This window comes from Halococcus sp. PRR34, from assembly GCF_028617175.1.
Taxonomy (GTDB): Archaea; Halobacteriota; Halobacteria; order Halobacteriales; family Halococcaceae; genus Halococcus; species Halococcus salifodinae.
In genome coordinates, this window is the sequence record NZ_JAQJDA010000024.1 from 1 (window position 1) to 21,474 (window position 21,474).

General features: G+C 58.7%; 10 protein-coding genes and 1 pseudogene. 5 read left to right on the top strand and 6 right to left on the bottom strand.

Features of this window, described 5'->3' with window-relative positions; translation table 11 throughout:
* Window positions 1-330 precede the first annotated feature (330 nt).
* Window positions 331-744: a hypothetical protein gene (locus tag PHA81_RS18195; protein ID WP_273838035.1), complete on the top strand. Its 414-nt coding sequence runs from the start codon at window positions 331-333 to the stop codon at window positions 742-744.
* Between the two features lie 695 nt (window positions 745-1,439).
* Here PHA81_RS18195 and PHA81_RS18200 read toward each other — a convergent pair.
* Window positions 1,440-2,552 carry an FAD-dependent oxidoreductase gene (locus PHA81_RS18200; protein ID WP_273838036.1) on the bottom strand — a complete coding sequence of 371 codons (1,113 nt, stop codon included), beginning with the start codon at window positions 2,550-2,552 and terminating at the stop codon, window positions 1,440-1,442.
* A 115-nt stretch (window positions 2,553-2,667) separates the two neighbouring features.
* On the opposite strand from PHA81_RS18200, the gene PHA81_RS18205 reads away from it, so the two are divergent.
* The 4 genes from PHA81_RS18205 to PHA81_RS18220 all read left to right on the top strand — a co-directional run bounded on the left by PHA81_RS18205 (window position 2,668) and on the right by PHA81_RS18220 (window position 6,831).
* Window positions 2,668-3,834: a M20 family metallopeptidase gene (locus tag PHA81_RS18205; protein WP_273838037.1), complete on the top strand. Its 1,167-nt coding sequence runs from the start codon at window positions 2,668-2,670 to the stop codon at window positions 3,832-3,834.
* A gap of 173 nt (window positions 3,835-4,007) precedes the next feature.
* Window positions 4,008-5,375 carry a hypothetical protein gene (locus PHA81_RS18210; protein ID WP_273838040.1) on the top strand — a complete coding sequence of 456 codons (1,368 nt, stop codon included), beginning with the start codon at window positions 4,008-4,010 and terminating at the stop codon, window positions 5,373-5,375.
* 94 nt (window positions 5,376-5,469) lie between these two features.
* Window positions 5,470-5,853: a hypothetical protein gene (locus PHA81_RS18215; protein ID WP_273838042.1), complete on the top strand. Its 384-nt coding sequence runs from the start codon at window positions 5,470-5,472 to the stop codon at window positions 5,851-5,853.
* Window positions 5,854-5,910: 57 nt separating this feature from the next.
* Window positions 5,911-6,831 carry an ADP-ribosylglycohydrolase family protein gene (locus PHA81_RS18220; RefSeq protein WP_273838043.1) on the top strand — a complete coding sequence of 307 codons (921 nt, stop codon included), beginning with the start codon at window positions 5,911-5,913 and terminating at the stop codon, window positions 6,829-6,831.
* Window positions 6,832-7,002: 171 nt separating this feature from the next.
* Here PHA81_RS18220 and PHA81_RS18225 read toward each other — a convergent pair whose 3' ends face one another.
* The 5 genes and pseudogenes from PHA81_RS18225 to PHA81_RS18245 form a co-directional block, all read right to left on the bottom strand.
* A complete protein-coding gene (locus PHA81_RS18225) occupies window positions 7,003-7,800 on the bottom strand; it encodes a hypothetical protein (protein WP_273838044.1) in 798 nt (265 codons plus the stop codon).
* Between the two features lie 449 nt (window positions 7,801-8,249).
* Window positions 8,250-8,493 (bottom strand): annotated as a pseudogene (locus tag PHA81_RS18230) (DEAD/DEAH box helicase); the annotation flags it as partial.
* Window positions 8,494-8,555: 62 nt separating this feature from the next.
* Window positions 8,556-10,532: a phospholipase D-like domain-containing protein gene (locus tag PHA81_RS18235; protein ID WP_273838046.1), complete on the bottom strand. Its 1,977-nt coding sequence runs from the start codon at window positions 10,530-10,532 to the stop codon at window positions 8,556-8,558.
* Window positions 10,522-15,978 (bottom strand): DEAD/DEAH box helicase, encoded by a 5,457-nt coding sequence (locus PHA81_RS18240; protein ID WP_273838048.1) that lies wholly within the window; start codon window positions 15,976-15,978, stop codon window positions 10,522-10,524. The genes PHA81_RS18235 and PHA81_RS18240 overlap by 11 nt, the downstream gene beginning before the upstream one ends.
* A complete protein-coding gene (locus PHA81_RS18245; RefSeq protein ID WP_273838050.1) occupies window positions 15,975-21,449 on the bottom strand; it encodes a DEAD/DEAH box helicase in 5,475 nt (1,824 codons plus the stop codon). The genes PHA81_RS18240 and PHA81_RS18245 overlap by 4 nt, the downstream gene beginning before the upstream one ends.
* Window positions 21,450-21,474 lie beyond the last annotated feature (25 nt).

Here is a 21,474-nt window from a genome sequence, read left to right on the forward strand (position 1 = left end):
AGCCGCCTCGCTTCGACCGAAGCGAGGCTGGCGAGGAGCGACAGCCACGTTCTACGCTCACGTAGATCCAGGAATGATCGACGAGAAGTACGCAACTCGACAGATTCTCTCAGGGAACTGCCTTCCAAGCGGGTTACACTCTGGTCCCGCCTCACGTCTGGTCTCTTTCAACGTATCTGCTCGTACCGTGACCGATAGAGTGGACAACTAGCGAATGTATTGCTGCGAGTGTGGTAATCGGTAGCAAAACGATTTATGTTCGGGATGAGTACTGCTGCCTAACCAGTACAGGAGACCGAGAACACCCAGAATTAGAGTGACATTCAACTCATGCCCACGTTCGACGCTGACACCACGGACATCAACGCGTTCGAAGTCGAAGACGCCGGCCTGTATATCTTCAGTCAGTACTTCGATGAGGACGAGATCTTCGACGAACTCCGTGAGTGGTACAATAGCGAGAAGTATCGCTTCGAGGTGCCTGCCGAGGAGATCGATCGAGTCGAGCCATTCCTGGACGAGCATTGCCACGACCTCCAGCGTATCGCGCCCGGAGCGATTGAGCCGTTCTGCGTAGTGAAAGAGAAGTATACCGACCACGCGGGCATCCTCCGGAACTCGGTGTATCACACGAGCCAGGCAGGCAGTACCGTGTTCGTGATGCAGGATGAGTTATCGGCCGAGCAGGCACTCGAACAGGGTGCGACGCGCCTTGCCGACTCAGATATTGAATTCCAGTTATAGCGCCGGCGGGTTGCCAGTTCCAGCCTTGCGATCGGGATGTTCCTTGTCGAGGGAGAACGGATGATCCGCCATACCAGCGGAAGATGTTTTCAACTCCTACATCACAACATGTATGAAGTTCGGTACAGTTGTTTGAACTGAACATGAGTCCTCGGCTCGATCGCTCAGAATCGGGCTCTCCCTTGCCGAACGAGTGCGATCTCACGAGGGAGCCGAACTACCGAGGCTGTGGCGTGATCGGTATCTTTCCTGGGCCATAGCCAGGATGTCTCGCCAAATCGTTCTCCCGCTATTTACGCGGTGACTGAGCCTCTCGAACGTCGTTGCCGCTACGGACCATGTCAGGACATTCGGGACAGACTCGGACGGTTTCCAGCTCGCTGGGTGCGAACACCCGTACATACTGGGTGGTCACGAACGCGCCACAGTTCCCACATTCAGGCATGATCGGTACGCCTGAGCGAGCTCACTTTATCCTATTGATGGAGTCAACGAATTCTCGGGCCCGACAGACGGTTTCGGTTCGTCTCTCGCCGAACATATGAGAGGACAGTCGCCCGATGTTTGATAGAGGAGATTGACGCTGCGACGAACCGGCTGGGATCGCCGTTATCAGAACACGCTGCGCCAGAGCGAGCAAAGGCCTGGAACCTGGTATGGGGTTTAGAGATGCTTCCTTCCGGTGGTACACTATATTACTCGATATCCATTCCGGCAACGATCTCAAATGTCTCGTTCCCATCGAAGCGTGTCGGATCGAATCGCCGGATACCGTCATCGCCGAGTATTTCGTCCGTGATTCGCTCACCGAGTGCCGGAGCACGCATGAATCCGTGGCCATGGAATCCCGTCGCGATGAACAGTCCTGATCGGATTTCTCCAACCAGTGGATCTCCATCCGGTGTCGCAGTACAGAGTCCCGCCCATGCCTCACGGACGCCTATCTCGTCTTGCCGGACCCGTTCAGCGATCCGCTTGCGTGTCTGGTGGACGAACTCGTCGTCAGCGTCGCGTTTCCAGTGTTCGGGGTCGCTCTCGACTCGTTCGGTCCCGTCGCCAACGAGCAGACCACCCGTATGCGGACGGAAATAGTAGTTGCCCGTTGCATCATAGCACATCGGGACGGTTTCGCTGTTCGGAGTCGTTTCAGTCACGAGAGCCTGGACTCGATAGGGCTTCATCGGGATCGAGACGCCAGCGGTGTCGAGTATCCGCTTCGAATGGGCTCCGCCGGCGACCAGTACTGCATCGAAGGATCGCTTCCCGTCCTCCGAGACGACTTGCAGCGGATCGGTGGCGATCGTAACCGCCGTCTCGGTCCGGAGCGATGCACCGTTTTGCGCAGCCCGTTCCGCCATCGCTTCGACGTACTCCTCGGTCTCGGCATAGCCAGCTCCTCGTGCGATCGCCGCCACGGCGACGTCGTCGGTGACCAGTCCCGGAAACCTGTCTTGGAGGTCATCCGGATCGACGAGCGCGACATCGAGTCCCAATTCGCGCATCCGTGTCGATTGCTTTCGGATCGCATCTGCCCGCTTTTCGTCACCGGACTGGGCCAACCAGACGTAGGGTAACTCGGTAAACACGTCGGGAAGCTCTCGAAACCGTTCCAGCGAGCGAGTGCCGATTCTCGCGTCAGTTCGATCACCGAATGCGTCGTAGCAAACGCCTGCGGCTCGTCCGCTGCTTCCGGCAGCAAGCGATCCTCGCTCGTACAACGTCACGTCCGTCCCTCGTGTGGCGAGTTCTGCAGTGGCGGTGACACCGATGGCTCCGCCCCCGACAACTGCGACCGTTGAGGGTTCCATTGACTCCAATCATGCGGTGATTGCAGGTGAGCCTTCGGGGAGAGTTGGCCAGTCGCTGGCGATGAACGCGTTTTCAGCGGCAAGACTATCGGAGCGTGCTCCATATCGCTTCGAAATGTCCGACGCCCCCGAAGACGGCCTTGTAGACCTCCTCACCGAAATCATCGCCCGGGAGACGGTCAACCCTCCGGGTAACGAGAGCGCGCTTGCGAACTACTTCGTCGAGCAGTTCGAGGCCTCGTCGGTCGAGTTCGACATCGAACTACAGGAGGTTCAGCCCGGTCGGCCGAACGTGATCGCACGAGTGGGTGACCCAGCAAAGGGAAGCCTCCTCCTCACCGGCCACATGGACGTCGTGCCCGTCAGTCCCGATGACTGGTCGGGGGATCCGTTCGAACTCCGCCGAGAGAACGACCGATTGATTGGGCGCGGCACCGCCGACATGAAGGGGGCGCTCGCGGCGAAACTCTTGGCCGTCGAGGCGTTCCTCGACGAGTACGACGATACCGGCGAGGTGATCCTCGCGTTCGTCGTCGACGAGGAGGTCGGCGGGATGGGCACCGAAGCGCTCGTCGAGAGCGGGATCGAGGCCGACGCCGCGGTCATCGGCGAGCCTACCCAACTCCAGGTCGCCATCGCCGAGTACGGTGCCGTGGGCTATTCGCTCACTGTCTCCGGCGAGAGCGGTCACTCGGGTCGTCCAGACCTCGCAACCAACGCAATCGACGGACTACGGCGCGTGCTCGATCACGTCAAACTGCTCGATGATGATGTCCGAATCGACGAGCACGACCTGTTCACGCCCGGTCCCACCATCAGTATCACCGAGATCGAGGGTGGCCTCGCACACAACATCGTGCCCGACGAAGCGACGGCGACCCTCGACTGGCGGACTCTCCCCGATCCCGATCGAGGATCCGAGTTTTTCGACGAGCAACTCGCAGAGGCTATCGAGGATGTTAGTCTCGACGGCGATCCCGTCGATGTCGAATACGAACGGGAGTTCTTTAGCCCCGGTTCGGCGGTCGATCCCGACGCTGAGATCGTACAGGCCACGCTTGCCGCCGCCCGCGAGGTGGGGATCGACGCCGACCGCACCGGGTTCAATGCGGTCAGCGACGCTCGCTTCCTCACTCAAGCGGGCATTCCGACGCTCCTGTTCGGTCCTGGGAGCGTTGAGGACGACGCTCACACAGTCGAGGAGTCGATATCCATCGACGCACTCATCGCAACGGCCGAAACCTACCAAAGAGTTCTCGAACGCCTCCTCCAGCCCGATTGATCGAGTTGCTGGCAACGTCGAACGCAGGGTCGATGATCAACAGGCCAAGAACCAACTGAGTCGACAATAGACGCGTCAACTCTGTCCTATCGAAACCAGTTCAATATCCTGTGAACCGTGCCCGAGTGTAGGGGGAAAGGCATTTGATGAAATACGCGGAAACGAAGACGAGAATGACTACCGCTGATCTTGGTCCACGACGACAAGCCCTCCTCCAATCGTGGAAAGAGCACATTGTGACCGAAGAGTCCGGTCCCGGCTTCGATTTCACTCCGACGAACAGAACGGCTGAGGCTCAACGGAAAACTGAAGCATTTGTCCGGAATCCGAGCGAGGATTCGCTCGAGGAGATCTGGTCACGGGATGTCATCGCTGATTCGGTATTCGGCGGGCCTACTGCCCTCCTCAAGAAGTGGGACGGCGAGGTAGACGAGTTGGCATTAGAGTTCGAACGGATCCAAGAAGCGACGGAGTACGACCCGATCTGGGAGCGGCACTTTCTCACGAATCAGGGGGTCTGGGAACTGTACGGACGGCTTCATCCCGAGACAGCTCCGATCCTCAACAGCGAGTGCAGTCGTGGACTCGCGTTCATGGGATTTTCCAGACCATCGGCATACACGGGTGCGCAGACCGAGTGGAACGAGTTTCGATCAGTCTACGATACTCACGTCGGCCATGCCACCGCTGGAACCGACCATGAAGTGCCGCTCAACCACGAGATGAGCGAATTTCTTTGGTTCGTGGCAACGACCGATGAAGACGAACTCAGGCGAACCCTCCTCGCGGGTGTCGATGAATATCGTCCTCTCGTTGGTTGGCGGAATGAAACGCCACTCTCGAACGATATTCAATTTTCCGGGTTGATGCCTATCTTGGATGGGTACGTTACGGCAAAGAAGCAGGGTGGATTCGAGCGCGACGGGCCTGACGACCTCTGGAACAAAGGACATTGGGAAGATTGGAAGGACGAGTACCTCCAGCACATGGAGACCCACGTAAAACCAAAATACGATCTAACCGACCTTTCGGCCGCGGACGTTGAACCTTTACTGGACGATCTCACGGAGTCGACGACTCTCTCGACTCCAGTACCTTCGTACATGCTCGGTGGGCAACAAGGAGGAATCCTCTGGAGCGAGTTCAAGAATGCGTCGCTGGAGGATCCAGGAGAGGCTGCCGCTACGCTATCGTATCTCTTCGACACGGACGAGGACGTCAATATCCGCCTTGACCGTTTTGCGACATTCTATCGGAACTTGGACACTTCGGGTGGACCGCTTCTCTCGCTGGCAACGGTATTCCTCACGTTCGCGTATCCGCAGGACTACGTGTTCTACAAGTACTCACGCATGAACCACTTCTTCGATGAATTCGCCGATTATAACGTTCGTACGGGGTTCAACACCGATCAGTACTGGAAGCTCAATACTGCCTGCAAAACACAGATACTCGACGATTTGGCCCGGGATCTGGACAACGCGACCTTGCTTGACGTCTATACCCTTCTCTATGTCTGGGATCGCAACTACAACGAATAGTGGTCGCCAAAGCGAATAGAAAGCCTTTGCTACGTTCTGGTTGGTGGATCGATCGTGATCTCGCACCCCTCAACAGCGGGGACGAACTCCATGCATGGTAGTGACTCCAGCCCTCGACGTCACTCAGGTCGAGGTCGTCGACCACGATATGCTCGGTAGCATCGGGGAACAACTCACCGAGTATCCGGAGGGGTTCGCGGCGGAGCGGCCAGAACTCGAAATGGCCATTGGAGTCCTGTTCGCCGAGACAGTCGATACCCTCATCGTAGTAGCGCTCTGCGAACTCGACGATTCCGGGGATCTCGGCCTCGTGTTTCAGGTCCTGATTACCGATCGCCCAGATCTCATGATTGGTTTCGTGAGCGAGGTGACGCACCCAGTCGAGTGGGACCGCCTCGTGCTGAGGATGGGGATTTACATCGACCGTCCAGTCGCGGTCGAACGCGAACACCATCATGGATACTGCCCCGTTTCCTGAGTCATACGGCGGGCAGAGAGGGCGTGCTATTAACAGTTATCCACCATATGGTCAGCTATGGACCGACAAGACAGAGCCGAGGGAGTGTTGCTGGGGTTGGCCTGCGGCGACGCGCTCGGTCGACCCGTCGAATTTCGCTCGCCAGGAGCTATCGAGGCCGAATACGGCACGCTCAGAGAGATGGTCGGCAACGGGACCCACGGCAAGCCCGCCGGGACCATTACCGATGATACCGAGCAGGCGCTGTGCATCGCTCGCAGCCTCGTCGAACGTGGCGAGTTCGACCCGGAAGACATCGCCGAGCGGTTCGTCGCGTGGTACAACGGTGGTCCGTTCGATATCGGGATCATGACCGCCGACGCGCTGAGACGCATCGACGACGGTGCGTCATGGGACGACGCAGGGCAGGACGTCTGGGAGGTAAAGCCCGAGGGTTCGAATGCTGGCAACGGCAGCGTGATGCGGTGTGCGCCGCTCGCGCTCGCGTTCGCCGATGACTGGGATACCCTCCAGCGGGTGAGCCGCGACTCATCACGGATCACACACGCCGATCCGCGGTGCACGCATGGCTGTGCGGCGTTGAATCTCACTATCGCGGCACTGCTCGATGGCGACGAGCATCCCCTCGCCAGTGCTCTCGATGCTCTGAATAGGGATGCGCCGGAGAGTCTTCGAGATGTCCTTGAACCGATCCCCGGTGGGATCGAAGCGGGCGAGTTATCGAACTCCGGCTTTGTGCTTCATACCCTCCAGACTGGCCTCTACCATGCGCTGACAGCGGACGACACCGAGACAGCTATCGTGAACGCAGTCAATGAGGGTGGTGATACGGATACGATCGGGGCAGTCGCCGGGGCGGTTGCTGGCGCGCGCTTCGGGGCGTCGGCGTTTCCCGAGCGCTGGCTCGACGCACTCATGGAAACCGACGAACTCCGCGGTCTAGCCCGGAAACTCAGCACGCCCGAAGCAATATTTTGACATGGGGTCGGAATTTGTGGCGTTTTTCCCATCTAGCCATTCCTGGCTCGGAATGGTAGACTACAGCACCAATGGAGGCTATATTTGCTTAATATCTGACTATCTCCATCAAACGATCGGCTGTAATCTCAAGACAGGGCTTCTTGGCACGTTTTGAATGTAGTATATTTGTCAGTCTGCGGGATGGAGGGATGCCATTTCGTAGACTTCTGAGTACGATTCGCCTCCTTTGGTGAACAGAATGAGGGACGAAGTGGGATCTTTGTCAGAAAAGTCGTCTTGAGCTGCTTTTTCATAAACGTCCGAAAGTTCAGTGGTGTCTTTGTCAAGTTTGTGGGCGATGTCCTCCATACTCGTACCCATCGGAGGCCTCATAGCGATCACAGCTTGAAGTACGTCTTCATCCAGATCCTCAAGTGTTTGCTTGGCATCAGCTCTCTTGCTCTCGGCTTCGCTGATTAAATTTTGAACCTCTTCAGAGCTCATTTCAAGTTTGTTGGCGATATCAGAGAGCGATTCTCCCGCATCAGAACGGATATATGCGCGTGCTTCATCTCGAGTAAATCCGAAGTGTTCTAAACTACCTACTGGGTGAGTCCATAGTAACACAACGTCAGTATCGTATGGAATCCCCAATTTCTCGGCTTGGCGGTTGAAAGTGACTCGCACTGCATCCCTGTGTTGGTCCTTTTTTGTGCCGCCTTCCTCAAGTGCACCGTAACTGTTGCCAAGCCATGCGACCCAACTATGGGCTATGGGTGATCCCGTCGGGGCAAAGCACACATAATCTGGATTTCCTTCTAAATAATCGTGATTTCTGCCGGGAGAATGTGCGAGGTGTGTCTCTTCACCGGCAGCAATAGGTAAATTATTTCGAATTTCGTCAGTCTCCAGATCATATTCGGCAGCCACTTCTTCTATCGTTTCGCTCTCAATTGGGTAGTCGATTGATGGGTCGAACGTAACCATCTGCACAAAACTATCACCGTCGGTTGCGTATATATTCATGGGTGCAACCAGACAAAGATGATCGGCAATCCCTAAGCAATGGCGTCCCGTATTCTCAGCAATCGATAAACTCCGTGCCTGAGGTAGAACGAGTGGAACTTATAGACCGGACTGAATAGTTGATTTTGTGCAATCTTCGTCCGACAGAAAGGCACTGTCAGGACACACTTTGAGAGACTCGAACCCGATACCGCCGCAAGGACGGAAGGAGACGTCTTGACAACACAACTGGAGGGGACTCATCGGTGCTGGGCCCGTCTCCTCGCTGACTGCACGCAGCGTTGTTGGGTCTGTCCCTGAAGCACTCGATGTCGGGGCCGTCGACTCCTCCCTCGACGAGGTATACCTCGTAAAACGGGTGCGCGAGTTCGTCGTCGACATCATGAGTCGGAAATCAGTGACCAACTTCCATGCGGGAGAATCTTGTAGTGGAGCATATCCGGCGTGGTGAGGAGAACAGTAGGCTGGCGGTCGTGGACGTCGCGCTTCTCCGATTTCGAGAGGCGGCCGGTGTACTGGTCGACGCGGACGCGGCTACCGAACCCGAGACCGTGAGCGAGGGCCGAGAGTGTATCCGCCTGATCGTTGGTGAGCGCGACCTATGGCGCGATGTAGAGCGTAAAGCGATTGTCGGGGGATACGTTCGAACGCTGGGTTCAACAGGTCTGTTCACCTCAAAAATGACGGCTGATGGCCTCAATTTCGCCCGACTGCAATTATGTGTAGTAGGAGGGATAGAAGGAGCGCCGCGGGATTTCTTGGAGGCTGGTGAGGTCAACTTCGTCGGCCTCAGAGAGCTCCCAGACGTGGTCGAAGAAATCGATCGCGGCGGCGACGAAGTTCGAGTTTTCGGTGTAGACGCCGCATTCGGGGTTCCAGTTGTAGCTGTTCTCCATGAAGTTCGCCGACCCGAGGAGGGCGGCACCCTCGGTTGGGTGTCCGATCGTCTGGAGTTTTGCGTGAATCCCGAATTCAGCGAGGTCGGTTTCATCCGTCTCGCTCGTGATTCGTTGGTACTCCTTGTATCGGGAGTACGTCCTGATGGTGACATTTTCGCGGTTCTCCTCGAGGTCGCCGAGGAGGTTGTCGCGGAGGCGCTCCCACTCCCAGCGCTGCTTCGTGTGTCGGGTGAGGAGGCGGAGTTCGTAGCCATCCCGGAGGAGACTGCGGAGTTGGGAAGTGTACTCGGAGAACGTGTCGTCGTCGTATGGCGTCATGATGCGGACGACGCGCTCCTCAAGGTCACGTTCTTGCCCGCGCGTGAAGAGGCGGTCAGTCATTTCCGTAAAGCGACGAAGGTCGTTATCCCGTTGGTCCTTCCAGCGCTTCAGACGCGCGCGTTCGCGTCGCAACGCGGGTTGGTCGTCGACATACTGCTCCATACGTTCCTGGCCCAAGGCGTCCGGATCCGGGAGCGTATAGACGAAATACGTCGGGGCGATGATGTCGTCGTTGATGCCCGTGACGATCGACTCGATGATGTCCACCTTCGCATCCGGTGTTTCCCGGAAGGAAACGTCGGTGAGGGTGTCGCGCCACACAAAACGCGTATGAAGAGCATCGAAGAGGTCGTCACGGACGGAGGCATATTGATCGGTACCTTGGGGGGCGTTCGGGACGGCATCGAACATGAGGAGGAGATCGTCCTGAAGCGAGCAGTCGACGCTAGGGATGCTGGAGACGCCCTGATAGAGGGGATAGGGTCCGATATCGATGGCGTCGCTGAGTGAGGTGAGAGGAATCGAGTGAACGGTAGGATGGGCGTGGATAGTGGCGATAAGGTCAAGCACGGTCATGACGAACTCGCTGGACAAGTCGTCCGGAAGGGAGTTTGTGACGATGTCGGCGTCGACAGTCACGTCCTCACGCGTGACGGTTCGATCCTCGGGGTCGAAGGCGGTCTTGAAGGCGTTAGCGTCGTCTAAGATGGCGGTTCGCGTGTCGTCGATCGCGTCAGCGAGTTCGGCAGTAGGTGTGCGACTTGGAGGGGCGAGCTCGGTGGTGGCGAGTGCGTCGAGTGGGGTCGTCTGACTGACGCCCGTCGGCGTGACGGTAGTGTCGGTGTAGGTAGTCACGACACGAGCGATGAGTCGGGGGTCGTCGAGTGTCGTGAGCACGGCGATGAGCGCGATCGCCGCAGTCGGTCGTGTCGTGTTCTGTTCGAGACGACGGATCGTATGCGTAATCGTATCGTGGTCAAGGATGACGCCTTCCGGATAGAGGTTAACGAACGCGAGCGAGGAAAGAAGTGGTGCGATGAAGACCTCGTCTTCCGTATCGCGAAGGAGCGTGTTGAGTTCGCCCCGCGGAAGTTGGTCGGTGTCGAGAGTAGCGAATTCACGGAGGAATTGCTGGACACGCGGCAACTGCCGAACAGCAACGAGCCGAATAGCGTCACCGGGTTGCTCGGTTCCGAGGACGAATCGACCCTGGTCAGTCAATTCGTGGTCGTCAGTGATGAGACCCAGCTCGGCTAAGAGGAAATGGTGGGCGTCGGCGACGGTCCCGGGAGCGCGTTCGTCGTTCGTTCGGAGGATGGCGGCCGTATGGTGTGGTTTGAGCGCGTGTGCGAGGTCTGTGTCGGTCGCGACGGCGCAGACAGCAAGGTAGAGACTCTCAGCTGAGACACCCCAGAGAGTCTCTGGGGAGCGCGTCCGCAGGTCATGGATCGCGTCCGGGAGGTTACTCGACATCGCTCGCCTCGATGTCGCGCTGGGAGAGCGTCAAACCGGCGTCGATGAAGTCCATGAGGTTATCTTTCGCGATCGTCTCGGGGTCGTTCTGATTCTCGCAGCCGTACTGGTAGATACAGAATGGACAGCCGTTATCGCAGTCACACTCGAACGCCTCCTCGATGAGATCGATCGCAGTGTCGAACTTCTCGCGCGAATCACCGCCGCCCATGGTGAGGAGGACGGTGACACCGCTCCCACCGGTCTCGTTGTCGAAGACGTAGGTGCCATCTTCGCCGAGTGATTCGGGGACGGCGCGAACGCCGACGCCACCAATATACTGGAGTGCCATGCGGATGCCATGAGAGAACGCGTGCTCGAGGTCTTCGTCATCGAACTGGATTCGGACGGCCTTCGTGTCGAACTCGGTCGCGAGGCGGACGATATCTGTATTCTCCGTTGAGTGTTCGGGATGCCGCATACAGTAGGCGGTCTCGTCGTCGCGTGCGACGACGCCGTCGCAGTTCTCCTTGCCACAGAGCTCAAAGACGTTCGGTAGCGGATCGGATCCACCACCGACGTAGCGAGCGCGGAACTGGCGGGCCGAGGACTTGATCGTGACGTCGCCATAGTCGAATCGTCCCACAGGATTGCCGTCCTCTGTCGTAATAGTGAACGCTTTCTCCGGGTCGGGTTTGAATTCAGTGACACTCGTCTCAGTCGGTGCGTAGGTGTCCTGGATATCCGAATTCGACTGGTACAGGCGAGTCGGGAGGAGGGGATCGCCATTCGGAAGTTGACCGAGCACGAGGTCGGATTTGTATGCGGTGACGCGTTCGGGAACGATCGTCTTCAGGCGTTTGAGGTCAGCACCGCATTCCTCGCATGGGCCTTCGCCGAGGTCGTATTCGCCGCCGCACGTCGGGCATATCGCAGCACTGTTCTCGAGTTGTGAGCTCTGATAGGAGTGCGTTCGTACCCCCGTGACAATGTAGCGCTGGTTGTCCGAGTGGAGGTAGGCCGCACTGGGGTGGAGTTCGGAGAGCGCGATCCGAATCGGCCGGGACTGGAGGTCATCAGTTACTGACTCAAAGTCCTCGCCGATGAGTTCGTACTCAACCGTATCGTCAACGGAGCGGAGACTGAATGGCGTAGTACTGTGGCCCTCAAGGAACGTCCCGTAGTCCATCCGTGCGAGTCGGTCCAAGTACTGGTTCAGGTTGGCGCTTCGACTCTGTAGTCGATCACGCCGGTCTCGCTCTTCAACGTGTTCGTTCGAGTCCTGTCGGCGACGGTTTCGCCGGCCGCGCGACTCCAAGTTGAGTTCGCTGAGTTTCGTCTGAACCTCGTCCAGTTCGTCGAGGATGTCGTCCTCGAAGTCGAAGTATCCCTCGACGAACTCGTCGACGAATGCCGTCATCGCTTCTTCGATGACGTCTTCGTGCACGTCGACTGCGGAGACGACACGACCGTCGCACTTCGATCGGCTACAGGGCCCTTCGTAGCCGACGTCGTGCTTCCGACCACAATCACGACAGTAGCTGAACCCGAGGATATCCTCGAGCCACGCGCGGACGTCGGAGTGGTGCTCCTCGTACGCTGTCTTGAGCGTCTGCAACGGGGCCTCCTCGTCAACGTACTGAATAGCTTCGTTCTCGCTTGCGAGTAGCGCGGTGAACGTCACGATGTCGTTCGGCCGCGGCTCGCTCCGTGGGAGAAGTTCGTCCTCACAGTAGAGTTGGTCGACGACGTCGCTGTTCTCGCGACGCCACGGAATCCAGTATTCGGCAGCGAAATAGTCGAGTATCGCCCACGTCAACGAAATACGAAGCACTTCCTCATTCGTCTCGTTGAGCGGGACGGGCTGTGGTTCGGCCTTGATGAGTTCGTTCGGCTGCTCGTAGTAGTAGTAGTCGATCGGGTTGCGCTGGCTGATCGAGTGGACGAGCGACGACCCGGATTGGCGGCCAGCGCGACCGATCCGCTGGAGATACGAGTTCGTGTTCGGTGGGGTGCCGTAGAGGAGGAGCGCATCGAGGTCACCGATATCCATCCCGACTTCCATCGCCGGGCCCGAGGAGAGAAAGTTGGGGTAGCGGCCCTCTCGGAACTGATACTCGATGCGACGGCGCCCGTCTTTCTCCGTGAGCCCGAAGTAGGCGCGGGAGACGAGCATCAGCGGATCCGAGTAGTTCACGCGGTAGGCCGTGAGATCGAAATGAGCGTGTGTGAACACACTGCGGGCTTCATAGTCGGCGCTGAACGTGACCGTCTCGATGTCCGGATCGAGGTCGGTGCAAACCTCATCGAGCGTCGAATAGAAGGTGTCCGTCGTAGGGACGTACGTGATCGGCGTGTCCGTATCGACGGTCGTACAGCGCACGCAGTCTTCATCGAAGCCGACAATATACCCGGAGTCGGTCTCGATACGACGGAGGATGTCCTGCTCGATGAGTGATTCGACGTGCCGACCCGCGTCCTCGATCTCGTCGCTGAGCGAACTGACGTACTGCTTGCTCTGGTCGCTCAGTGCTTCGAGAACGGCGCGTTCAGCCGAAGCGAGGTTGCTCCATTCGACATCGAGTGTGACATCGAGGACGCCATCAGAGGGGAGGTGATTGCGACTCCGCCAGCGGTTGTTGTAGCGACCACGGAGGATCCGTGCTGCGATCTCCTCTTGGAGGAAGTCATCGACGGATTGGCGATAGCCGGTCATGGAGTCCAGTAGTCCACCGTCTCCCTCGGTGAGTAACTGCTCGTACTCGGTGGCGCGCTCGATGACCGTAGACTGGAGGTCCGCGAGCGACACCCAGCCGTCGTCTGCCTCGTCGAGTGTGTCGACGACGAGCTGGGTGACGAAGAGCGTCTGCTCGGGTTCGGTGAAGTTCCGGTTGAGTTCCTTCATATCCGACTGACTATCGGCAAAAGAGAGCATCTTCGCCTCGCGGAACGATTCCGGGTTATTGACGTCCGCGATCTCACGAAGGAAGTACTGGGCGGTCGTGACGGCGGTATTCCCAGGCCCGCGAATCATCGACTCGTAGCGTGAGGACTTCCGATAGGTCTTCCGCGGGTCGTAGCAGGGCACGGCGCCGTGGAATGAGGACGGTTTGCGAATCTGCCCGAGTTCATCGACGAGTTTGTACTCGCGGAACCCGCGAACGGTCGAGGAAATCTCGGGGTCGTCACAGCGACACTCAGCACCCGGTAGGAGGTCGGTCTCGCAGTTCGAACAGTGATCGATCGCGTTGATGTCGAGGAGGCCAGTTCGAGCGAACCGCCGCTTCCCACAGTCACAGGCGTTCGGCGGTTCCCCGAAGTAGACCGCGTCACAATCGGGATCGCTGCACGCCCAGCCGAGATAGCGCTTCGGCCGTAGTGTCCCCCCACAACTACATTGCTGGCCGGCCTCCTCTTCGCGAGCGTCTCCACAGTCCTCACAGTAGAGGGTGGAGTCATCGCTGAGCGGTTCCAGGTCATGTGAGTGGCAGTTCTCACAAGTGATGTCCGTCCCGGTTTCAACGGTTCCGTCACAGTCCGGGTTTCGACAGACGAGTTCGTCTTGGTCGTCGTCGAGCACCATGACAGTCTCACAGTCCGGACAGTGGGTGATCCGATCAATCTTCTGTCGGTCACCGCACCCCGAGCACTCGTAGTAGGGCCGCCACACTGTCCGAATCGTCTCCGTTCCGCAACTGCACGTATGGTCTTGGAAGTACTCGAAGCGTCCCTCGCCGGACGTGACAGCAAGTGGGGCGAGTCGCTCGCAGTCGGGGCAAAACCACGATTCGAGTGCTTCCTCGCCACAATGGTTACAGTACGCGAGTTTGGTGAGGAAGTGATGGCCACACTGGCCGCACTCGGATTGCGGAGTGTCGTAGACGGCGGTACAGTTCACGCACGTGTAGTATCCGTCGAGTGGCCAACTGAACAGATGCGCACGACTCTCGAGAACACCAGAGAGTTGCCCGAGTGTGACGAAATTATCCACGAGTCGAGTTGCCTGCTCTTCAGTGAGAGCGTAGGTCTCCGCGAGCGTCTCTCGGAGGTCCGCCGGCCGCTGAGCTTCCTCGTATAGCGTCGTGTAGAGCGCACGCACGACATCAAGGTCGTCGCCGGACTCATCAAGGAGGGTATCGTAGAGTCGGTCGCCAGCGACTCGTCGTCGTTCGTTGGTATCAGTGTCAGTCGGGAGTGCCCCGAGGACGTCCGTGACGAGCGATTCGGCGGGTGTCCACTCCGAGGTCGTGTTGGCGAGTCGATCCGGGTCGATGTCATGTTCGGTGAGTGGGTCGGGGAGGTCGTCCGGGAGTGGTCGTTCGAGCGTTCGTGGGTCTTCTTCGACGACGGTGATGTCGGCGTCCGTGAATGGGTTGATGCGCTGGAAGATCGCGCGCTTGTTCTCGACGGTCGCGCTGGCGCCGACGAGTCGGAGGTCGTCGTCCGCGTCGTCGAGACCGAGTAGCGAGCGCCGAGAGTGGAGATAGCGCCGCATCAATGTCGCAGTGAACGACCCGAAGAGTTCGGAGTAGTTGTGGATCTCGTCGAAAACGATGTATTTTGGTTGCATGACAAATACCGCCTGTTCGTCCTGCTCGTTGACGTTAAACAGTCGATAGTTGATGGTGTCGGGGTTCGTGAGAAGGATATCGACCTCTGATTCGACGATCTCCTCGCGGGTGAGTTTGATGAAGCCGAGGTCGATGCCCATCTCGACAGGCGAGTCGTGTGTGACTCGATAGCCGTCTTCGGTTCGCTCGACCGTCAGCGAGGCCGAGCAGTTGCTGCACGGACACTCGAAGTACTTGAAGGAGGTGTTGAGGTACGAATAGGCGTCCGGGTCGTTGTGGGGCGTGTCGCCGTCGAAAATTCCGACCGTGATCCGGTCAGTGCCGGTTCGGGTTTCGTTGAGCGTAGAGAGGTATTCGATGAGGCGCTTGAGTTGGTCCTGTGCGAGTGCTTTCGTCGGATACGTGAGGACCGCCTTGACGCTCTGTGGGTCGGCGTCGTGATAGCCAGCTTTCGCCTCGCAGATATACTGGAGAATCGGGATGAGCCAACTCTCGGTCTTCCCGCGGCCCGTTCCGGCGGTGACGAGCGTATGATCGTCCGCGAGCATCGCGTCCACGGTGTCCTCCTGGAATGCGTAGAGTCGCTCGAAACCCGCGTCGGAGAACGTGCGCACGATGTCGTCGTGAAGGCCGGCAGGCGCGTCGTCGGCGATCGACTGCCGAGTCGCAGCGAACTCCGACCATGGGGAGTCGCTCTGCTGTGGCAGATCGAGTGCCTGAAGGAACGGACCGCGCGTCCGCATGAACTCGGGGAGGCGGTCATGGAGCGACTTCTCGGCCCCGCCCTCGTAGCGCGAGACGATGTCCTTCAGCGTCGCAGTGTTCTGGCTAGCGACGTAGTGGTCTCCGTATGCGCGTTTCAGGTCTTCAGCGTGCTCAAGTGTGTCGTGGCTCATGGGTTAGTAGTGTCCGGATTGATCGGTTCGATCGTCGGTAATTCGGGTTCGAAATAGTCGAGAACAGAGTCACGTGCGAACGACCGCGGCTGGTTGTGTTCGTCACATCCGTACTGGTAGAGACACAGCGGACAGCCGTCCTCGCAGTCGCAGACGAAGTGGTCGCGGACTAGGTCCATAGCGTGCTGGAAGTTCTGGAAATCGCCTGCGTCACGCTCGACGAGTAGTTTGGCGATGTTCGCACCGCCTTCTTGGGCGTCAAGTAGGTCGACATGGTCGTCGGCCGTCGTCTCGTTGAGTTCCCTGATATTTACTCCGCCGAGTGACTGGAGCGCGACGCGGAGTCCGTGAACGAATGTGTGTGACTGCTCGGCGTCCGGAAGTGAGACACGGACGCCGCTCGTCTCGTAGGAGTAGCCGAGGCGGACGTACTCGGAGTCAGCACCGCGACGGTTCGGACTGTGCTCTGAGTCGGCAGAACACTGCGCGTGGCCCTCGTCATCGCGATAGACGACGCCGGTACAGTTCTCCTCGCCACAAACCTCGAAGGGCGACGGACGCGGATCAGTCTCCCCGTTCTTGTACTTCGCGCGATAGCTCTCCGTATGCGTGAGCACGGTGTAGTTCCCATACGAGAGCGTTCCGACCAGTGTCCCGTCGCCAGTGCAGATGTGGAACGAATCGACTGGCTCGAACTCCAGAACGGCTGTCTCGCGTTCTGCATAGGTGTTCTGGACTTCTTCTTCGGGTTTTTGATAGAGTTCGCGGGCCGGAGCCCCGCCTTTACTCATACGAAGGTCATCGCGGTGGGTCTCGACGCTGTCCATTGCGACGAGTCGTCGGCGTTTGAGCGGCGCGTCGTGGTCACAAGGACATTCGGACGCGGAGAGCGAATGTGATGTATGGCACGCACTGCAGACCTTCTCCTCAGCGAGTTCATCGTGATCGGTATCGATGTCTATGACTTGCTCCCGAAGTGTCGAGGACTCGAAATCGTCCGTGCGGAGATGACTGACGACGTACGTCTCACCGTCGTCGAGATAAGCGGCAGCGGGGTGAAGTTCCTGAATGGCCATACGGACGTTCCGTCCACCATAGCTACCACCGACCTCGCGGCGATCGTACTCGCCGTCCTGCTCGGTGACCAACGTCAGTCCGACGTTGTTCGAGACGTTCCGCATAGTGAACGCGAACTTGCTGGTGCGAGCGCTCTGGAGGAACTCGGAATACGGTTGTCGCTCAAGCGTGTCGAGATGGTCTTGAAGCGCGCGGATCCGTTCTGCGACCGTGCTCTCGCGATGACGGAGACGTGCCGCTTCGTCGCGTGTCGTTCGTCGTTTCTCCCGGCGGAGTTCGGTCCGCTCCTGGCTTAGCGCTTGCTGTTCCCCCATGAGTCGGTCACGGTACGTCCGATACTGATTCAGATAGCGATCCTGGAAGGACGCCACCGCCTCGTCGACGAGTTCGCCGAATTCGGTCTGTGCGTCAAGAATCTGCCCGTTGCAGCCCTCGGCACGACAGGTGTCGATCGTGGTTGAGCGGTCGTATTTCGCGCTACAGTCAGTGCAGTACTGGTACGCGAGCAGCGAGCGCAAGTACTCGCGGATCTGCCGCTCGTTGTCGCTGACGATCGTCCCGAGTGCGGCGAGTTTCGAGACGTCAGTATCGAGACCGAGTTTCGAGACGGGGAGCGTCATCAGATGGGTGAGCTTTCCATAATCGCTATCGTCCGTGTCGCTGCGGCGACGCACGAAATCGTCGCCACCGGAAACGGTCGCGTTCGGTCCCCACCCGTCGATCTCCCACGGCACGACGAAGTTTGCTGCGATATAGTCGAAGACGGCCCACGAGAGGGAAACGCGAAGGACTTCCTCGTTGTGCTCGTTGAGCGGAACGGGTTTCGGGTCCGCGCTGATGAGGTCCGTCGGTTGTTCGTAGTAGTAGTAATCGATCGGACTGCGTTGGCTGACGCTGTGAACGAGCGAAGAGTGTGAGCTTCGACCGGCGCGACCGACGCGCTGGAGGTACGCGTTCATATTCGGTGGCACCCCATATAGGAGGAGTGCATCGAGATCACCGATGTCAACGCCAAGTTCCATTGTCGGCCCCGATGAGAGGAAATGTGGATAGTTTCCTTCTCGGAAGAGGTACTCGAGTTCGCGTCGCTCGCGTTTGTCCGTCATCCCCAAGTAGACTTTCGCGATGAGGATGCGCGCTCGTGAGTACTCGGCACGGTACGCCCGCTGATGGAACTGCGAGTGGCTCGGATCAGCACGCTCCTCGAGTGCCGTTTCGAACGGGACCATATCACGCGATCGGAGCCCGAGTTGCCCACGCCACGACAGCGAGAACCGCGCCGATTCGGGACCGTACTGAATGCCGTCATCGACACCTGCGAGCGTCAACTCGAGCACCGCTGGACTCGGGGAGAGATACTCGTCGCTCTGGTCGTCTAGAACATCACGCTCGATCAGCGAGTCAACCACATCGTCACGAGACTGGCCCCCGACACGCTCCGCGATCGAGTCGACGGGACAGCCGCTCCCCTGCTCGATGATACTCCCCAGCAGATCACGCTCGCCATCGGTGAGGTCCGCGAGTACTGTTGGATTGATTCGAATATCGATAATGCCGTCCGAGGCGAGTGACCCTCCACGCTCACGAAACCGCTGCGTGTAGCTATGCGGAACCGCCCGCCGACGGAGTCGATCCCGGATCGCATCCTCGGTATCCATAAATCGACGGGCGCGATCGACGAGATGGTCTTTCAGGTCGAACGTAACGTCCTGGAGGTTTCGCGGTGGGCTAAGTTCGTCATGAAGTGTGTCTATGCACGCCAGCGATTCTGTCAGGACATCCTCAAGGACTGGCCATGAGTCGTCAGCAGTACGGATCGCCTCGATGAGTGCTTGATCGAGGAGTGTTGCAACCTCGGGTTCGTTGAAGTCGCGGCCGAGTTCTTTCATGTCGCGATGAGAATCGGCGAACGACAGCAGCTTCGCCGACGAATAGTCCTCGTCGTCCGCGACCTCGCGAAGTAAGTATTGAGAGGTGGTGACGGCGATGTTGTTCGGGCTGCGGACTAGTTCGTCGTAGCGCTGTCCAATCCGATAGCCGAGTCGCTGGTGTCGACAGGGGACGACCGACGTGTGGCCACGAACCGATACGATACACCCGTCCGCGGTAACCGTCTGATAGGATTGGAAGGCGTCGGCTTGCCGCTGGAGTTCCGGGTCGTCACACTCGCAGGATAAACCGGGGAGGAGGGCCGTATCACACTCGCCACAGTACTCGTTCTCGAAGACTTCGAAAAGTCCCGGTTTAAGGAACGTCTCCGCACCACACTGGCACTTTGTTGGCGGTGTCGGAGAGTAATACTGGCGTGTACAGCCGTCGTGCTCACATACCCAGGGGATGAGGCGAGTGTTCGCGACCGAATGTCCACATACGCAGGGGCATGGTGTGTCAGCAGCGTCGTACGTCCGCCCGCAGGACGGACACTCGATGGTCGCGTCGCTCTTACGGGGAACCCGCTGTGCTGCGCCACACTCGTGACAGCCCGCATCTGCGGGTGTCGTTTGAGCACACTGAGGGTTCGTGCACGTCCACGCGTCGGCGGCGGTACGCGTCATCGCCGCTCCACAGGTGCAGGTTTCGATGACGCTGCGCTCCTCGATGGCACCACAGGACTGACACTCCAGATCGGGCGTGAACGTCACTCGGAGTAGACGAACCTCCTCGTCACGGGCGGCCTGACAGCGGCCACAGTACTGTTCGTCTCGCGAGGCGAAATTCCCCTCTTCGGACGGCGTATAGGACTCAATTTGGTCGCACTCGGGGCAATACCACGCTACGAGGGCTTCCTCAGCACACCGACGGCAGTACGTCGCGCGTGTGACGAATCCCGACGTACACTCCGAGCACGTGTCTTGTGGAGACCGATAGACGGCCGCACATTGCGCACAAGCGTAGAACCCATCGAGAGGCCACGAGAAGAGATGGCTGCGGTTCTCCAGTAAGCCCGAATACTCACCGAGCGTGCGGAAGTTCTCAATGACGGTCTTCGCCTCCTCGTCAGTAAGCGAGTACTCCATCCGGAGACTGTCGAGGAATGCTTCGCGCGCCTGGGGTTCCTCAGCGAGTTCTTGGTGAAGGTGCTGTACGGCATGCACGACCGGATCGCTTGACGTCGTGGTGAAGTGCTCGAAGAGTGCGTCGCCAAGCAGTTCGTCAAGACTCTCGTTGTCGACCGTATCCGGATCGTCTATGGACGGTTCGAACGAGTCGAGTGCTGGCGGATACGGTTCTTGGTCGCGGACCGCATGGCGCAATCGTGTGGCCGTGATTGACTCCTCATAGAGCGTCGACGGCAACTCCTCCAGTACTGGTGGGTCGAGAGTACGTGAATTCTCGTCGACATGTGCGATGTCCGCCGCTCCACTAATACGTCGGAACAGTTCGACGTCGTTCTCGACGGTAGCACTGCTCGCGATCACCTGTGGGGCGTCGACACCGCGTGCCTCACGCAATGCACGGATGCGTTTCGTGAGCGCCGCCGTGTAACTCCCGAAGAGGCCGTCATAGGTATGTACCTCGTCGAGGACGAAAAACTGGGGCTCGTAGACGAACGCGTCGTGTTCGTCGCTCGCGTTCGTATTGATGAGTTTGAGGTTGATCGTGTCCGGGTTCGTGAGGAGGATGTCGACACCCTCTTCGAGGATCTCGTTCTTCGTCAATCGGAGGAAATCCAGCGGGACATCGTCGACGCACTGCTTTTTCTCGGGTTCGAGTTCGTACCGTTGGCCGGCGTTACGAACGTGGACACTCTTCCCACAGTTCTGGCACTTCTCGAGGGCGTCGTTGTAGCCCGGACACTCGAAGTACTTGAAGGTCGCATTCAGGTAGCCCTCCGCGCGCGAGGACATGTTGCTCGGCGTGTCACCGTCGTAGATGCCGACCGTAATGCGATCGTTCGTTGGGAGATTCGAGTTGATTCGGTAGAGGTACTGAATCAGACGCTTCAACTGGTCTTGGGCGAGCGCCTTCGTCGGATACGTGAGGACCGCCTTGACGTCGTCGGGGTCGCTTGCAGCGACCTTCCCTTGGTTCGCGTTGAGGATGTAGTCGAGGATGGGGATGAGCCACGCCTCAGTCTTCCCACGACCAGTTGCAGCCGTGATGACGGTATCCTGGCCGTTCAGGATCGTCTCGATGCTCCGCTCTTGGAAGTCGTAGAGTCGCCGAAACCCGATATCCTCGAACGCGAGGCGGACAAGTGGATGGAGACCTGCGTGCTTGCTGAACGAGAGCCACGACTCGGTGCTCCAATTCGCGACGTCGAGCGCCTGGAGATACGGGCCACGAAAGCCAATAACAGAATCCTCACCGTTGTCAGTGGTTTCGAAGCGATGGGCGACGTTTCGCGCAGCTCGTCCACCGGTCCCGATGAAGTGGTTCCGGTAAGCCTCCATCGCCGCTTCAGCACGCCTAGCAGGG

Excerpts from the sequence above, each read along its gene's own strand:
- PHA81_RS18195 (WP_273838035.1), top strand. The coding sequence starts at position 331 with ATGCCCACGTTCGACGCTGACACCACGGACATCAACGCGTTCGAAGTC.
- PHA81_RS18235 (WP_273838046.1), bottom strand. The coding sequence starts at position 10,532 with ATGTCGAGTAACCTCCCGGACGCGATCCATGACCTGCGGACGCGCTCC.
- PHA81_RS18200 (WP_273838036.1), bottom strand. The coding sequence starts at position 2,552 with ATGGAACCCTCAACGGTCGCAGTTGTCGGGGGCGGAGCCATCGGTGTC.
- PHA81_RS18240 (WP_273838048.1), bottom strand. The coding sequence starts at position 15,978 with ATGAGCCACGACACACTTGAGCACGCTGAAGACCTGAAACGCGCATAC.
- PHA81_RS18215 (WP_273838042.1), top strand. The coding sequence starts at position 5,470 with ATGGTAGTGACTCCAGCCCTCGACGTCACTCAGGTCGAGGTCGTCGAC.
- PHA81_RS18245 (WP_273838050.1), bottom strand. The coding sequence starts at position 21,449 with ATGGAGGCTTACCGGAACCACTTCATCGGGACCGGTGGACGAGCTGCG.
- PHA81_RS18205 (WP_273838037.1), top strand. The coding sequence starts at position 2,668 with ATGTCCGACGCCCCCGAAGACGGCCTTGTAGACCTCCTCACCGAAATC.
- PHA81_RS18225 (WP_273838044.1), bottom strand. The coding sequence starts at position 7,800 with ATGGTTACGTTCGACCCATCAATCGACTACCCAATTGAGAGCGAAACG.
- PHA81_RS18220 (WP_273838043.1), top strand. The coding sequence starts at position 5,911 with ATGGACCGACAAGACAGAGCCGAGGGAGTGTTGCTGGGGTTGGCCTGC.
- PHA81_RS18210 (WP_273838040.1), top strand. The coding sequence starts at position 4,008 with ATGACTACCGCTGATCTTGGTCCACGACGACAAGCCCTCCTCCAATCG.